The 14696-nt window shown below is 76.8% G+C and carries 14 protein-coding genes; 6 read left to right on the plus strand and 8 right to left on the minus strand.

Annotation, left to right across the window (positions count from 1 at the left end):
* Positions 1-75: 75 nt before the first annotated feature.
* Complete coding sequence (locus tag ACWGL3_RS14025) at positions 76-1416, minus strand: TIGR01777 family oxidoreductase (protein WP_452461349.1); 1341 nt, start codon at positions 1414-1416, stop codon at positions 76-78.
* A 185-nt stretch (positions 1417-1601) separates the two neighbouring features.
* Between ACWGL3_RS14025 and ACWGL3_RS14030 the strand changes: the two genes are divergently transcribed.
* Positions 1602-2237, plus strand: coding sequence for a histidine phosphatase family protein (locus tag ACWGL3_RS14030; protein ID WP_267949534.1), 636 nt, complete (start codon positions 1602-1604; stop codon positions 2235-2237).
* An 87-nt stretch (positions 2238-2324) separates the two neighbouring features.
* Here the strand turns inward: ACWGL3_RS14030 and aroQ are convergent, their stop codons facing one another.
* The gene (aroQ, locus tag ACWGL3_RS14035) at positions 2325-2789 is read right to left on the minus strand and encodes a type II 3-dehydroquinate dehydratase (RefSeq protein ID WP_452461350.1); all 465 of its coding nucleotides are present in this window, start codon (positions 2787-2789) and stop codon (positions 2325-2327) included.
* Positions 2790-3004: 215 nt separating this feature from the next.
* Here aroQ and ACWGL3_RS14040 point away from each other — a divergent pair, with 215 nt between their 5' ends.
* Positions 3005-4801: an acyl-CoA dehydrogenase gene (locus tag ACWGL3_RS14040; protein WP_452461351.1), complete on the plus strand. Its 1797-nt coding sequence runs from the start codon at positions 3005-3007 to the stop codon at positions 4799-4801.
* A gap of 171 nt (positions 4802-4972) precedes the next feature.
* Here the strand turns inward: ACWGL3_RS14040 and ACWGL3_RS14045 are convergent, their stop codons facing one another.
* From ACWGL3_RS14045 to ACWGL3_RS14055, 3 genes are all read right to left on the minus strand, one after another.
* Positions 4973-5350 (minus strand): hypothetical protein, encoded by a 378-nt coding sequence (locus ACWGL3_RS14045; protein WP_452461352.1) that lies wholly within the window; start codon positions 5348-5350, stop codon positions 4973-4975.
* Positions 5351-5470: 120 nt separating this feature from the next.
* The gene (locus tag ACWGL3_RS14050) at positions 5471-5833 is read right to left on the minus strand and encodes a hypothetical protein (RefSeq protein WP_452461353.1); all 363 of its coding nucleotides are present in this window, start codon (positions 5831-5833) and stop codon (positions 5471-5473) included.
* Positions 5830-6642, minus strand: coding sequence for a MerR family transcriptional regulator (locus ACWGL3_RS14055; protein WP_452461354.1), 813 nt, complete (start codon positions 6640-6642; stop codon positions 5830-5832). The genes ACWGL3_RS14050 and ACWGL3_RS14055 overlap by 4 nt, the downstream gene beginning before the upstream one ends.
* A gap of 614 nt (positions 6643-7256) precedes the next feature.
* On the opposite strand from ACWGL3_RS14055, the gene ACWGL3_RS14060 reads away from it, so the two are divergent.
* Both ACWGL3_RS14060 and ACWGL3_RS14065 read left to right on the plus strand, forming a co-directional pair.
* Complete coding sequence (locus tag ACWGL3_RS14060) at positions 7257-7778, plus strand: DinB family protein (RefSeq protein ID WP_452461355.1); 522 nt, start codon at positions 7257-7259, stop codon at positions 7776-7778.
* Between the two features lie 255 nt (positions 7779-8033).
* Positions 8034-8873, plus strand: coding sequence for a phosphotransferase enzyme family protein (locus ACWGL3_RS14065; RefSeq protein WP_452461356.1), 840 nt, complete (start codon positions 8034-8036; stop codon positions 8871-8873).
* A 38-nt stretch (positions 8874-8911) separates the two neighbouring features.
* Here ACWGL3_RS14065 and ACWGL3_RS14070 read toward each other — a convergent pair whose 3' ends face one another.
* The 3 genes from ACWGL3_RS14070 to ACWGL3_RS14080 all read right to left on the minus strand — a co-directional run bounded on the left by ACWGL3_RS14070 (position 8912) and on the right by ACWGL3_RS14080 (position 12127).
* Complete coding sequence (locus tag ACWGL3_RS14070) at positions 8912-9412, minus strand: metallophosphoesterase family protein (protein WP_267949526.1); 501 nt, start codon at positions 9410-9412, stop codon at positions 8912-8914.
* Positions 9413-9450: 38 nt separating this feature from the next.
* Positions 9451-10218, minus strand: coding sequence for an enoyl-CoA hydratase/isomerase family protein (locus ACWGL3_RS14075; RefSeq protein WP_267949525.1), 768 nt, complete (start codon positions 10216-10218; stop codon positions 9451-9453).
* A 79-nt stretch (positions 10219-10297) separates the two neighbouring features.
* Positions 10298-12127 carry a serine hydrolase domain-containing protein gene (locus tag ACWGL3_RS14080; protein WP_452461357.1) on the minus strand — a complete coding sequence of 610 codons (1830 nt, stop codon included), beginning with the start codon at positions 12125-12127 and terminating at the stop codon, positions 10298-10300.
* Between the two features lie 194 nt (positions 12128-12321).
* Between ACWGL3_RS14080 and ACWGL3_RS14085 the strand changes: the two genes are divergently transcribed.
* Positions 12322-13950, plus strand: a complete 1629-nt coding sequence (locus tag ACWGL3_RS14085) for a sensor histidine kinase (protein WP_452461358.1) — start codon at positions 12322-12324, stop codon at positions 13948-13950.
* The gene (locus ACWGL3_RS14090) at positions 13947-14603 is read left to right on the plus strand and encodes a response regulator (protein ID WP_452461359.1); all 657 of its coding nucleotides are present in this window, start codon (positions 13947-13949) and stop codon (positions 14601-14603) included. The genes ACWGL3_RS14085 and ACWGL3_RS14090 overlap by 4 nt, the downstream gene beginning before the upstream one ends.
* The last annotated feature ends 93 nt before the right edge of the window (positions 14604-14696 follow it).

Genomic DNA, 14696 nt, shown 5'->3' on the forward strand with positions numbered 1-14696 from the left:
GGGGGGGGGGGGCGCCCCCCGCCCCCCCCCCCGCCCCCGGCGGGCGCCCGCCGGGGGGACGGCCGCGCCGCCGCCTCACACGGGGCGCTCCCGGCCGAAGAGGTGGGCGAGCGCCCCCTCCAGTCGCGGGTACCGGAAACGGTGCCCCGCCGCCTCCAGGCGGGCCGGGGCCACCCTCTGGTCCGCCAGCGCCACCTCGTCCGCGCCCTCCCGTCCCAGCAGGAGGGCCGGCCCCCAGCCCGGCACCGGCAGCGCCGCGGGACGGCGCAGGGTGCCGGCGAGCACGTCGGCGTGCTCGGCGCCGCGCACCGGGTTCGGCGCCACCCCGTTGACGGGGCCCGTCAGCGCCCCGTCCAGGACGGCGCGCACGTAGAGGTCCGCGAGGTCGTCCACGCCGATCCACGACATCCACTGCCGGCCGTCGCCGATCCGGCCGCCCAGCCCCGCCGCGAACAGCGGGTACTGCAGCCCCAGCACTCCCCCGGCGGGGCTCTGCACGATGCCCGTACGCACCTGCACGCACCGGGCGCCGCCCCCGGCCGCGGGTTCGGCGGCCTCCTCCCAGTCCGCGACCAGGTCGGCCAGGAACCCCGTCCCGCGCGGACTGTCCTCCGTGAGGACCTCGTCCCCCCGGTCCGGCCCGTAGTAGCCGATCGCCGAGGCGGTCACGAACACGCGCGTCCCGCTGCGGGCCACCAGGCGGGCGAGGGCGCGCGTGGGGCCGACACGGCTGTCCCGCAGGGCCTCCTTGTGCTGCTCCGTGAACCGCCCGAACAGCGGCTCCCCCGCCAGGTGCACCAGGGCGTCGACGCCTTCGAGCAGGTCGGCGGCCGGTTCCCGGGGGTCCCAGCGCCGTTCGCCCGCGTGGGCGGGGTCCCCGCGCACCAGCCGGACCACCCGGTGCCCGCCCGTGGTGAGCAGCGAACACAGGGAGCGCCCCACCAGCCCGCCCGATCCGGTGACCGCCACGGTCACCGGACGGTCGTGCCAGGCCCGCGCCCGGGCCCCGGCCGCCAGGTCGTCGGCGAGCTGGGCGTGGCGGTAGGCGAACATGGGCCGCAGCAGCGCCTCGGGGACGGAGGTGGCGACCCGGTCGACGACGCGGGTGCTCTCCCCGGTCTCCGCGACGAAGTCGTGGGCGTGCGTCCAGGGCAGCAGCGCCGCCAGCGGCTGGGACACCAGCCGGTCCGCGAACCTGCGGGGCGGGTCGTGCCGCTCCGGAAGGTGGCGGGCCTCCCAGCGCAGGCCGCCGGGGAACGAGAGCACGGCCACGCCGTCGGCGAGGGAGTCCGCCTCGGCGGTCAGGCGCACCGGCTGCCAGGGCGGGGCCAGCCGGGCGAACGCGCCCGGCCGCGCGTGCCAGTCGAAGACCTCGTCGCGCGGTGCGGGCACCACGCTCGAATACCGGAAGACCATGGTCATCCCTCCGTGTCGCGTGTGGCCACGGTAACGCGGAGGCGACCGGCTGCCGCGCGCCGCCGGGCCCGCCGCGGGTCGCTCCCGCGGTCGGCACCGCCCGCCACCACCCCGAACCGACCGGACGGTATGTCAACAGGGCCCCGGTGCGCCGGCGGTCCGGGGCCCGCTCGTACCCTGGCGCCATGCCAGCGATCTATCTCATCCGCCACGGGAAGGCCTCCCCGGAGGCCGAGGACTACGACGAGCTGAGCCCCACCGGCCACGAGCAGGCCCGGCTGCTCGGCGCCGAGCTCAAGCGGCGCGACCTCCGGATCGGCGCGGTCGCCACGGGGGCGCTGCGCCGCCAGCGCCAGACGGCGGCGGCCGCCCTCGCCGAGGCGGGCATCGACACCGCACCGGCCACCGACCCCCGCTGGGACGAGTACGACCACCTCGGCCTGCTCGGCTCCCACCTCACGGGGACGGGCACGCTCCAGGAGCGCCTGGACGCGGCCCTGACCTCGTGGATGGGCGCCGGGGGGAGCGGACCCGGCACCTGGGAGGGGTTCCGCGAGGGGGTGAACGCAGCCCTGTCCGACCTGGTCGCGGGGCTGGGGCGCGGGGAGACCGCGCTGGTGTTCACCTCGGCCGGGGTGGTCGCCGCGGTGTGCTCGACCCTGCTGGGCGCCTCGTCGGCCGGGTTCCTGGCGATGAACCGCGTGGTGGTCAACGGCTCGGTGAGCAAGCTGCTGCACGGGCGCGGCGGCACCCAGGTGCTGTCCTTCAACGACCACGCCCACCTGGAGCAGGGCGGCCCCGCGCTGATGACCTACCGCTGAGGCGCGGCGCCCCGGCGGCGGGCCGACGCCGCCGGCGGGTGCCCGCCCCCTGCCGGGACGGGCACCCCGGGCGTACCGGGCGGAGCCTCAGGCGCGGCGCTCGGCGTCGCGCCGGAGCACCGCGCGCAGGGCGAGCTCGTAGCCGAACACCCCGCACCCCGCCACGTACCCGGCCGCGACGGGCGCGGTCACCGACGTGTGCCGGAACTCCTCGCGCGCGTAGACGTTGGAGATGTGCACCTCCACCACGGGGACCTCGACCGCGTCGATCGCGTCGCGCAGGGCGATGCCGTAGTGGGCGTAGGCGCCGGGGTTGAGCACCACGCCGGCCCAGTGGCGGGCGGCGTGGATCCGGTCCACCATGACGCCCTCGCTGTTGCTCTGCGCGCACACCACCTCCACCCCCAGCTCGACGCCGAGGGCGACCACCTGCCGCTCGACCTCGTCGAGGGTGACGGTGCCGTACTGCTCGGGGTCGCGGGTGCCCAACAGGTTGAGGTTGGGACCGTTGAGCAGCAGGACGGTGCGGGAGGGCTCGGCGGCAGCGGACATGGGCCAGTGCTCCTTCTGGTTCGGTGGCCACCAGCCTAGGGCGTGTCCGGTGGATGCTCTCGGTGGACTCGGCGCTCGCGCCGATCGCCGCGCGCCCGGAACGGCCCGCGGAACACGTCCGAGGACCCCGGGCGCCCCGTGACCCCGGCCACGGAGGACGCCCCGGGAACGGATAGCATACCGACCAGTCGGTCAAAATTTCCGAGGAGGCGACCGTGGCATCCACCCTGCTGTCCGCGCGTGACCTGCACTTCCTGCTCTACGAGTGGCTCGACACCGAGGCCCTCACCGCGCGCCCCCGCTACTCCGACCACTCGCGCGAGACCTTCGACGCCGCCCTGGAGCTGGCCGAGCGCGTGGCCACCGACCACTTCGCCCCGCACAACAAGGCCAACGACGCCAACGAGCCGCGCTTCGACGGCGAGCGCGTCCACGTCATCCCCGAGGTGCGCAAGGCCCTGGAGGTCTACGCCGAGACCGGCCTCGCCGCCGCCGGGATGCCCGCCTCCGTGGGCGGGGCCCAGATCCCGCAGGTCGTCTCCAGCGCGTGCGGCGCCTACTTCCAGGCCGCCAACCTGGGCACCTCCGCCTACACCTCCCTCACCTCCGGCAACGCCCGCCTCCTCCTGGCGCACGGCAGCCCCGAACAGGTCGACACGTGGGTGCTCCCCATGGTGGAGGGGCGCTTCACCGGCACCATGTGCCTGTCCGAGCCGCAGGCGGGCAGCTCCCTGGCCGACATCACCACCCGCGCCGAGGAGGACGGCGAGGGCGGCTACCGGGTGTTCGGCAACAAGATGTGGATCTCGGGCGGCGACCACGAGCTGACCGAGAACATCGTGCACCTGGTGCTCGCCAAGCTCCCCGGCGGTCCGCCCGGGGTCAAGGGCATCTCCCTGTTCGTCGTCCCCAAGTACCTGGTGGAGGCGGACGGGTCGATCGGTGGGCGCAACGACGTCGTCCCCGCCGGGCTCAACCACAAGATGGGCTACCGGGGCACCGTCAACGCCCTGCTCAACTTCGGCGAGGGGGCGCACACGCCGGGCGGCCGGGCCGGCGCGGTCGGCTACCTGGTGGGCGAACCCCACCAGGGCCTGCGGTACATGTTCCACATGATGAACGGCGCACGGATCGGCGTGGGCGCCGGCGCCGCGGCCGTCGGCTACACCGGGTACCTGAAGTCGCTGGCCTACGCGCGCGAACGGCTCCAGGGGCGCCCGCTCGGCGACAAGGACCCCGCCCGGCCGCAGGTGCCGATCATCGGCCACACCGACGTGCGGCGGATGCTGCTCGCCCAGAAGAGCTACGTGGAGGGCGCCCTCGCCCTGGTGCTGTACTGCGCGCGGCTGGTCGACGAGGCGGCGAGCACCGACGACGACGCCGGGCGCGAGCGCGCGAACCTGCTCCTGGACGTCCTCACGCCGATCGCCAAGAGCTGGCCCTCCCAGTGGTGCGTGGAGGCCAACAGCCTGGCCATCCAGGTGCACGGCGGGTACGGGTACACGCGCGAGTACGACGTGGAGCAGCACTACCGGGACAACCGGCTCAACCCGATCCACGAGGGCACCCACGGCATCCAGGCCCTGGACCTGCTGGGCCGCAAGGCCGTCCAGGACGGCGGCGCGCGGCTGGCGCTGCTGGTGGAGACCGCGCAGCGGACCGCCGACCGCGCCCGGGAGCTGGGCGGGGACGAGGCCGTGTACGCCGGCCTGCTGTCGGCCGCCCTGGCGCGGACGACGGAGACGGCCGCCTCCGCCTGGGCCGGGGGCGACCCCGCGGTGGCGCTGGCCAACGCCACCCCCTACCTGGAGGCGGTGGGCCACGTGGTGGTGGCGTGGCTGTGGCTGGAGCAGCTGGTGGCCGCGCACGGCAGGGCGGGGGACTTCTACGAGGGCAAGCGCGCGGCCGCGGCGTACTTCTTCCGCCACGAGCTGCCCCGGACCGGACCGCAGTTCGACCTGGTGGCCTCCCGCGACCGCACCGTCCTGGACGTCTCGCCCGACGTGCTCTAGGACCCGTCGGAAGGGCGTCGACGGCCCTGGGAGCGCCCGCCCCCGCGCACGAGGCGCGGGCGGGCGCTCCCGCCGGGCACAGGGACCTGTGCCGGGCGGCGGCGACGGTGGCGCAGGCGCACGCCGGACGCAGGGCCTCCGTCCGCGAGCAGCCTTCCGGCCGGAGGCCCTCTACACCCCCGTCGGGTACAGGCGGAGCTCCGCCGCGGTGAAACCGACCCGGTCCCCGGCGGAGGGCACGGCCCCGCACGCCTCCAGCAGGAGGAGGCCGCCGCCCACCCGCAGGACCACGACGGCGTCCGCCCCCGTCCCGGCCTGCTCGACGCGTCCCACGACCAGCACGGCCCCGGAGCCGTCCGGAGCGTCCTCGACGCGATCGCGCCCCGGCTCCGCCCGGGCGAACACGACCTCCTCGGCCACGTCCAGCTCCACATCGTGCTCCCCGGGCACGGGCGGCGCCGGGCCCGCCCACCGGCCCGTGGCCGCTCCGGCCGCGCACCGGAACCGGACCGTCGCCGCGCCGTCCACCTCGGTCACCGTGATCCGCATCCGCTCCCGCTCCTGGTCCGACGTCCCCCGCCGGGACGGACCCCGCGTCCGGTCCCGTCGGGCCCACGGCCCGAAGGTACCGGCGGGGCGGGGTCCGCCGTCCTCCCGCCCGGCGGCGGCTCAGCCGCGGGCGGCCCTCAGGCGCCCCGGCTCCGGCACGTCCAGGACGAAGACGTGCCCGATGTCGGCCTCCTCGTAGCCGTGGTCGGCGTTGGCCACCCGCATGCGGTCGGGGCCGACCTCCACGATCCGCACGGCGACCGGCTCCTCCCGGCCAGGGAGGGTGAACAGCCACGGCTCCGCCAGGTAGGCCAGGCCCAGGGAGTCCAGGACGGCGCGGGCGGCGCCCTCCTCCCCCGCCCGGCCCGCCGGATGGCCGAAGGGCGTGACGGGACGGTACCCGCCCCCGTCCACGGGTTCGAGGTAGCCGAGCACCTCCCCGTCCTCCTGCCGCAGGTGGGGGCGCCAGTGCGCGGGGATCACGTGCGCGCCTCCCCTCGACCCGGGCCCCCGCCGCCCGTTTCGCGCCGGGCCCCGGGGCCGGCCAGCCGCTCGCGTGCGTAGACCGCCATCGCGTCGCGCTGGTACTCGGCCAGGCCCGGCGCGACGCGCTCGTACACCGCGCGCCAGGCGCCCTCCTCGGCGTAGACGCGGCCCAGGTTCTCGAACGCGCCCGCGTCGGGCGTCCACATCCGGCTCACCTCCAGAAAGTGGGCGTGCACCTCCGCCTGCACCGCCTGGTCGGCGGGCGGGGTCCCGGCGGCGAGGTGGTCGGCCATGCACCTCATCCGCGCGGCGAGCTCCGCCTGCTGCCGGTCGCGGTCCTCCCCGGTCAGCGCCTCGGACGCCCGCCGGGCCTGCTCCCACTCGCGGGGCCACTCGGCGCGGGCCCGCTCGGCGTAGGCGGTGGTGTCGAACCCGGCGAACAGCTCCTCGGGCCTGTCGACGTCGTGCATGCCGTCGTCCTCCTCCAGTGCGCCGATGGTGCGGCGCACGGTGTCGACGAGGGTGTCGATGCGGTCCCGTTCGGCCAAGAGGTCGCGCAGGTGGGCGCGGAGTGCGTCCGCCTCGCCCGTCCTCTCGTCCAGGACCCGGGCGATGTCGGCGAGCCCCATGCCCAGCTCGCGCATCACGAGGATGCGCTGGAGCCGCAGGAGTTCGCCCCGACCGTAGTGGCGGATGCCGCCTGGGCCCGTCCGCTCCGGTTCGAGCAGCCCGATCCGGTGGTAGTGCCGCAGGGTGCGCGAGGTGACCCCGCTCATCCGGCACAGGTCCCCGATCGGCCAGGACATCGTGTCCCCCCTCGTCGGGCCGGTCCGTCCGGCCCGCAGACGACGCTAGGAGTTGACGCTACGTCAACCGCAAGCCGCCAGGTCCCGGGGAGGTCCCTCCACGGGACGCCCTCGCCGCTCTGCGGGCCGTCCCCCCGCGGCCCGGCCGGGAGGACCGGGGCGGGAATCCTCCGCCCCCGGTTTCCCGTGATCGCTCCTCCGAGGGGCCGGGGACCGTGCGGCCTTGCGCCCCCGGGGAGCGGCCACGGTGCGGAGGGGGCGGGGCCGGAAGGCCCCGAAGACGCCTCGGGTGGAGGGGAGTCCTCCTCGGCGCCCCCGGGGTGTCCGGTGGCCCGGGCGGGCGGGCCCGGGCTCCGGATCTCGGGCCCGTGGGGTGTTCCTACCCCGGCCACTACCCCGAGCATTCGCGCGGTGACTCCCGGCTTGCCGTCTGGCATTCCAGGTCGGCGGACAATGCGGTCAATACATCCGAAAACCCTTGGCAAGCGCCCGAGTGCGTCCACTGCGCCGCCCCGACCGGTCCGCGCTCCGGCGGAGGAGGGGTTCCCGGTCCAGGGGCGGCCCGCCCGAAAACCGCTTCGGTCCGGAGGGCGTCCTGTGCCAGGGTGTTCCCCATGCCCGAGACACCCCGCGAACTGCTGCGCTGGCAGTTCGACCTCACCTGGTCGCTGTTCGAGTACCACCTGGAGCGCCTGGAGCCCGGCGACTTCCTCTGGGAACCCGGCCCCCTCTGCTGGACCGTCCGCCGTGGGGAGGACGGGGTGTGGACCCCGGACTGGGCGGACACCGAGCCCGACCCCGTGCCCGTCCCGACCGTCGCCTGGGTCACCTGGCACATCGGCTGGTGGTGGGCGGTGACCCTCGACCACCTGCGGGGGCGCACCCCGCGGGACCGGGAGGACGTGGTCTGGCCCGGCGCCGACGAGGCCGTCGCGTGGCTGCGCGGCCTGCGCACGGAGTGGCTGGAGGCGCTGGACGGGCTGGGGGCCGAGGACCTCGACGCGCCCGCTCCCTTCCCGTGGCCGCCCGGCTCCGGCCTGACCGTCGCCCACACGGTCGCGTGGGTCAACGCCGAGCTGATGAAGAACGCCGCCGAGATCGGCCAGCTGCGCATGCTGCGCGCCACCCGGCCCTGACCCCGGCGCCCCGGCCGTACGAGCGGCCCGTCCGGTCCCCGCCCGCACGGCGAGGACCGGTCGGGCGGCCGGAGTCCGTCCGACGCCGTGGCGGAGGGCCCGCGCCGAGCACCGTGTCCTCCTCCCGGCCACTCCCCGGTGTCCGGCTGGACAGGGGCCGGGGGCTCGGGGAGCATCGGAGCGGTTTCCCCGCTCCCTGCGCCCCGGCGGCAGGCGAGCGGTCCCGCGTTCCCACCGGACCAACGGAGGCGCCCCATGACCGACCGGTTCCGCGACGAGCACGACGGCCGACCCGCCGAGCCCCTGGTCGGCGACGGCGTCACCCCCGGCATCGTGCGCGTGGGCGACACGGTCCGGCGCCCGGTCCGGCCGTTCACCGCCACGGTCCAGGCCTACCTCGCCCACCTGCACCGGGCCGGTTTCACCGCCGCGCCGGTGCCGCTCGGCGTCGACGGGCAGGGCCGCGAGGTGCTGACCTACGTCCCCGGCGACGTCCCACGGGAACCGCTGCCCGCCGCCGCCGCGGGCGAGGACGTCCTGGTCGCGCTGGCGCAGCTGATCCGGCGGCTGCACGGGGCCGCCGACGGCTGGGTTCCGCCGGCGGACGCGGTCTGGGGCGGCATCCCCGGAACCGCCGCCGTCGACGACGCCCCGGTGGAGGGGGAACCCGAACTGGTCGGCCACCGCGACTACTGCCCCGGCAACGTCGTCTTCCGCGAGGGCCTGCCCGCCGCCCTCATCGACTTCGACCTCGCCCGGCCCACCACCCGCCTCTACGAGATCGCCAACGCCCTCTACTGGTGGGTGCCGCTGCTCGACCCCCGGGACCGGGCCCCCGCCTTCGCCGGCCTCGACCCGGCCCGCCGGGTCGCCGTCTTCGTCGACGCCTACGGGGCGTCCGGGCGCCAGCGCGCGGAACTGGTGCCCCTGGCGACACGGATGATCCACCGCTTCCACCGGAGGGCCCGGGCCGCCGCCGCGAGCGACCCGGTCTTCCGCCGCATGTGGGAGGAGGGCGTCAGGGACCGCATGCCCCGCGCCGAGGCCTGGATCGCGCGGGAGGGCCCCGCCATCGCCGGGCGGATCACCCCGTGACCGCGGACCGGGCGCCGGCCACGCCGGGCCGGCCCCGCTCAGGCGGGGTCGACCCGGTGCAGCCGGACCTCGGAGAGGACCCCGTCGGCCGCCTCCGCCGTCATGTAGGTGTGGTGCGGCTGGCGCCGGCGGTCCGTGGGAGAGCCCGGGTTGAGCAGCCGCAGCCCGGTCTCCGCGCGCGTGTCCCACGGGATGTGCGAGTGGCCGAAGACGAGGACGTCGGTGTCGGGGAAGCGCTCGGCGCACCGCTTCTCCCGGCCCGCCGCCTGCCCCGTCTCGTGGACGACCGCGAACCGGACGCCGCCCAGGGTCGCCCTCGCCACCTCGGGCAGGCGTGCGCGCAGTTCGGGGCCGTCGTTGTTGCCGTGGACGCCCACCACCCGCGCGGCACGCGCCTCCAGTGCGTCGAGCGCCTCGGGGACGCACCAGTCCCCCGCGTGGACGACCGCGTCGGCGCGCTCGACCTGCGCCCACACCTGCCGGGGCAGGTCGCGGGCGCGCTTGGGCAGGTGGGTGTCGGAGATGATGAGCAGGCGCATGGCACGCCAGGGTAGCCGTCCCGCCGTCCGGCGCGGCGCTAACGCCCCGTGAACACGGGCGCGGTCCGCGCCAGCGAGGCCGCGATGCCGGCCTCGCTGTCCCCCGTCGCGAGCAGCCGCGTCTGCTCGGCGATCTCGCGCTCCATGGCCGCGCGGACCTCGTCCGTGTACCCCGCGCGCAGGGTCTCCCGCATCGACCGCACGGCCAGCGGCGCCCCGGCGGCGATCTCGTGCGCGAAGGCCACGGCGGCCCCGCGCACCGCACCGTCCTCGACCAACCGGTCGGCGAGGCCGAGGGCGAGGGCCCTCTCGCCGCCGACCCGCCGGGCGGTGTACAGCATCTCGGCGGCGCCCTGCGCGCCGATGATCCGGGGCAGGGAGGCGCTGAGGCCGAAGCCCTGGTGGATGCCGAGCGCCCCGAAGTTGGCGTGGAACCTGGTCGAGGGCGCGGCGACGCGGAAGTCGGCGGCGCACGCCACGCCGAGGCCGCCCCCGACCGCCGCGCCCTGCACCGCCGCGACCACGGGCACGGCGAGGGAGAACAGCCGCAGCCCCTCCGCGTAGACGGCCTTCAGGGTGGAGGCCGGGTCGGGCCCGACCCCCTCGCCGCCGAAGTCCACCCCGGCGCAGAAGTGCCGGCCCTCGGAGCACAGGACGATGGCGCGGCACCCGCGCGCGCCCTCCAGTTCGGCGGCGGCGTCCGCGAGGTCGCGCAGGAGCGCCAGGTCGAAGTGGTTGTTGGGCGGGCGCCGGAACTCCAGGACGCCGACGTGACCGTCCACGCTCACGGACAGGTCGTCACTCACGGGTGCCCTCCCGGGTCTGTCGGTGCGGGGCCCGTCCGGCCCCGTCGACCGCCCGGCTCACCCCGCGTACGCGGTAGTTCTACCATCCGGTCCTCCCGGCGCCGTCGGCCGGGCCGGACGGGGCCGGGACGGCGGCGGCGCCGACCGCTCCCGCAGGTCCTCCGGCGGCGCGGACGAGCTTCACGGTCCGGGCGGCGAGGACCGCCAGGCACACCAGGGCGGTGGCGGCGACGAAGGTCAGTTCGGCCGGGATCCCGTAGAACCGCTGGAGCCAGGTGCCCTCCCGCCCGCCCATCACCCAGGTGATGACCGGGTTGACCAGGGGGAGCAGGAGGGGAGGCAGGGCGTAGGGCAGCAGCCGCAGCGCGGTCCGCCAGCGGGGCAGGACCGCCCGCCTCCCGGCCCAGGCCCCGGCCCGGCGCACCCCGAGCACGCCCAGCCCCGCCACGGTCAGCGTGGCAGCCCCGAAGGCGGCGTCGACCTTCCACAGGGACGAGCCCGCCCCCGCCGGTGTCCTGCCCTCGGTCAGGTCGAGGACCCCCTCGACCAGGCCCCACGTGTCGTTCTCGGTGAGGGTGATCCCGCTGTTGAACAGCGCCACGACGCCGTATCCGGTTCCGGGGACGAGCACCTGGTAGGAGCTGTACGTGGACACCACCCCGCCGTGCCAGACCTGTGTGCCGGAGGCGCCGTCGGCCGGTCCGCGCCGCATCCATCCGAGGCCGTACCGGCCTCCGGGCGCGGACGGGGTGTGCGTCAGCTCCACCGCTGCGGCGGAGAGCAGCCGTTCGCCACCGGGCGCCCTCCCGCCGCCGGTCTGGAGGATCAGCCAACTGGCCATGTCCTCCGCGGTCGAGACGACGTCCCCGGATCCGGTCCCGAACGCGGGCGGTTCGGCGACGGGGACGTTGGCACCGAAGGCGCGGATGTGCCCCGGCGCGGGTTCGGGGCGCGCGCCGCCGGGCGCCCCCGGGCCGGGGGCGTCCGGGCCGGAGGACCGGGTGTCGGCCATGCCCGCCGGGGCGAACACGTGCCGTTCCAGGTACTCGGCGAAGGGCTCCCCGGCCACGACCTCCACCAGGCGGGCCGCCACCTGGTAGTTGGGGTTGTGGTACTGCCACCGCTCCCCCGGCGCCGACGTGAGCTCGGCGTCGCGCAGGCGGGCCACCGCCTCGGTGAGGGTGGCGGGCTGCGGGGATCCGGCGACGTCGGGGTGTCCCCGGTCGGACATGCCCGAGCTCTGGTCGAGGAGCCGGCGGACGGTGATCAGGTCGCTGCGCGGGTCGGCGGTGGTGAACTCGGGCAGGTGGTCGCGGACCGGGTCGTCCAGGCCGACGGCGCCGTCCTCCACCAGCTGCATGACGGCGAGGGCGGTCATCGACTTGCTGAGGGAGGCGATGCGCATGGGCGAGTCCGCGCGCAGGGGCTCGCCGTTCCCGTCGTGCCCGTAGCCGCCCGTGTGCACGACCCGGTCCCCGCGCGTGACCGCGACGGTCGCCCCCGGCAGGCCGACGCGTTCGAGGTGGGCGGCGATGAAGGCGTCCAGCTCCGCCGCGTCCACGCCGCCGGTCTCGTCATCGCCGGGGCCGGTGTCCCGGTCGTCGGCCTCCGCGGCCGGGTCCGGCCCGCCGGTCGGGTCCTCCGGGCCGCCGTCCGCGCTCCCGCCCGGAGCGGGACCGGATCCCAGCACCGGGTTCTGCGCCGCGACCGCCCCCTCGGGGACGCCGTCCACCGGGGCTGCGGCCGCGGGCCCGCCCAGGGCGAGGGCGGCGGCGGTGGCCAGGGCGAGGACCGCTCCCGCGCGGGACGTCCGCCTCGGGCCGGGTCCCCGGTCGTGCGGTCCCGCCGGTGCGGCCGGGTCGCGGCCTCCCGCGTCCTGGTTCGCGGTGGTGCCGCCGGTGTCCTTCATCGTGCTCTCCCGAGGCCGTGGTGCGCCCGCCCGTCGCGGACCAGTGGGACGTTAGGCCCCGTGCGGCCCCGCACACCTCACCCGAACGTGTCCGAACGCAGGGGCGGCCCCGCCCCCGACGTGGCGCCGGCCTCCCCGGAACCGGCACTTTCGGGTGAGGCCGTGCCCGCCGGCCGTTCTGTAGCCTGACCGCTGTGCGAAAGACGGCGGGACCCAGGACGCAGGACCCTGGTCACGGGGGCTGTGCGGGCGGTGGCGCGAAGGGCCGCGCGGCCCGGGGAGCCCTCCTGTCCGCCGTCGTCCTGGCCTCGGGTCTGAGCTGCCTCGTGCCGCTCACCGCCGCCACGGCCCTGGCCGGGAGCGGCGTCGCCCTGGCCGCGCCGGCCCTGGCAGCGGGCTGGAACCTACGGGGGCGGGTGTCCGCCGGGGGCGTGGCGGTCGCGTTCCTGATCCAGCCGGCCGCCGTCCTCGCCCTGGGTCAGGACGCGACCTCCGCCCTGGCCAGGGGCGTGCTCGCGGTCGTGTGCGTGGTGCTGCCGTGGCTGGTGGGCCGGTACCTGCGGGTGCGCTCGGACTCCGCCGGGCTCGGCTGGCGGCGCGCCGAACTCCTCGAACGGGAGCGGTCGGTGGCGGCCGAGCGCGAACGCGTCCGGGAGCGCGAGCGGATCGCGGCGCGGATGCACGACTCCCTGGGCCACGAGCTCAGCCTGATCGCCGTGCGCGCCGGAGCCCTGGAGGTCGCGCCCGGGCTGGGCGCGGAGGACTACCGGCGCGGGGTGGCCGAACTCGGCGCGGGGGCGATCGGTGCGGTCGAGCGCCTGCAGGAGATCATCGGGCTCCTCCAGTCCGGGGACGCGGAGCCTACCGAGCCCGGGACCGGCGACGGCGATCTGGCCGGTCTCGTCGGGCACGCCCGGAACGCCTCCCTGGAGGTCGGCCTGGCCGGTGGGCGGCTGTGGGAGGGGATGCCCGCCGAGGTGCGCGCCCTGGTGTACGCCGTGGTGCGGGAGGGGCTGACCAACAGCGCCAAGCACGCGCCGGGCGCACCGGTGGCCGTGCGGGTGGACCGGCTCGGGACGCAGACGTCCGGCGCCGACGCCCCCGGGGCCGCCGACGCCGCCACCGACGAACCGGCTCCGGGCCCCGCTGAGGGCTACACGGTCTCCGTGGCCAACGGCCCCGCGACCGAGGTGCCCGTCCTGGCCTCCGGCGGGTCCGGCCTCGCCGCGCTGCGCGCGCGGGTGCGCGCCGCCGGCGGAACCCTCGACTCCGGGCCGACGCGGACCGGCGGGCCGGCGTCGACGGGCGCCGGGTTCACGCTCACCGCACGCCTCCCGGCCCAGCCCGCATCCTCCGGCCCGGACCTCCACTCCCCCGTCCCCGCCCCGGTGCCGCTCCCCTCCGCCCCCGAGTCCGCGCGGCAGCGGGAGCGGAGCCGGAGCCGCACCGGGAGGGCGCTGGCTGCGGCCGTCGCGGTCCCCGCCGCCCTGGTGGCGGCCCTGGTCGTCGTGTGGGCCGGGTACTACGCCCTGGCCTCCTGCCGCGCGGTCCTGGACCCGGCCGACTTCGCGTCGCTGCGGGTCGGGGACCCGCGGTCCGCGGTCGCGCCGGTGCTCCCGCCGTCCACCATGCTCGACCCGCCGTCCACGGGACCGGTGCCGAGCGGATGGACCTGCGACCACTACCGCTCCCGGACGGCCCTGCCGGGCTCCGGGTCGGACGCCTACCGGCTGTGCTTCGCGCAGGGCCGCCTCGTCGACAAGGACGCGGTCCCGACGGGCTCCGGAGGCGGCACGGAGGACCAGGGGGGCGGTGGCCGGTGATCCGCGTCCTGCTGGCCGACGACGAACCCCTCATCCGCGCGGGGATCGCCGCCATCCTCTCCTCCGACCCCGGCATCACCGTCGTCGCGCAGGCCCGCGACGGGAACGGGGCCGTGGCGCTCGCCCGCCGCGAACACCCCGACGTGGCGCTGCTGGACATCCAGATGCCCGGCGCGGACGGCTTCACCGCCGTGGAGGCGATCCGCCGCGCCTGCCCTTCGACCGCGATCGCCATGCTGACGACGTTCGGCCAGGACGACTACGTGGCCAGGGCGCTGGACGGAGGGGCCAACGGCTTCCTGCTCAAGGCGGCCCCTCCGCGCGAACTCATCACGGGGGTGCGGACCGTCGCCGAGGGCGGCGCGTTCCTGTCGCCGAAGGTCACCGGCCGGGTCGTCGCGGGTTTCCGCAGCCGGAGGGAGTTCCGCGCGGAGGCGGCCGAGGAGCGACTGGGCGCCCTCACCCCGCGGGAGCGGCAGGTCCTGGCGCTGGTGGGGGCGGGGATGTCCAACGCGGAGGTGGGCCGCGCCCTGCACCTGGCGGAGGACACCGTGAAGACCCACGTCAGCGCGGTCCTCACCCGGCTCGGGGTGCGCAACCGGGTCCAGGCGGCCCTCATCGCCCACGACGCGGGGCTCACCGCCGAGGGCTGACCACGTGCCCCTTCGCCGGAGGCCGCCGCCGGGACCGCGGCCGGTTCCGGACAGCGCGGGGCCCGACCCCCGCGGACCGGACATCGGTCCCGG

It is taken from the genome of Nocardiopsis sp. NPDC055824 (assembly GCF_053616335.1).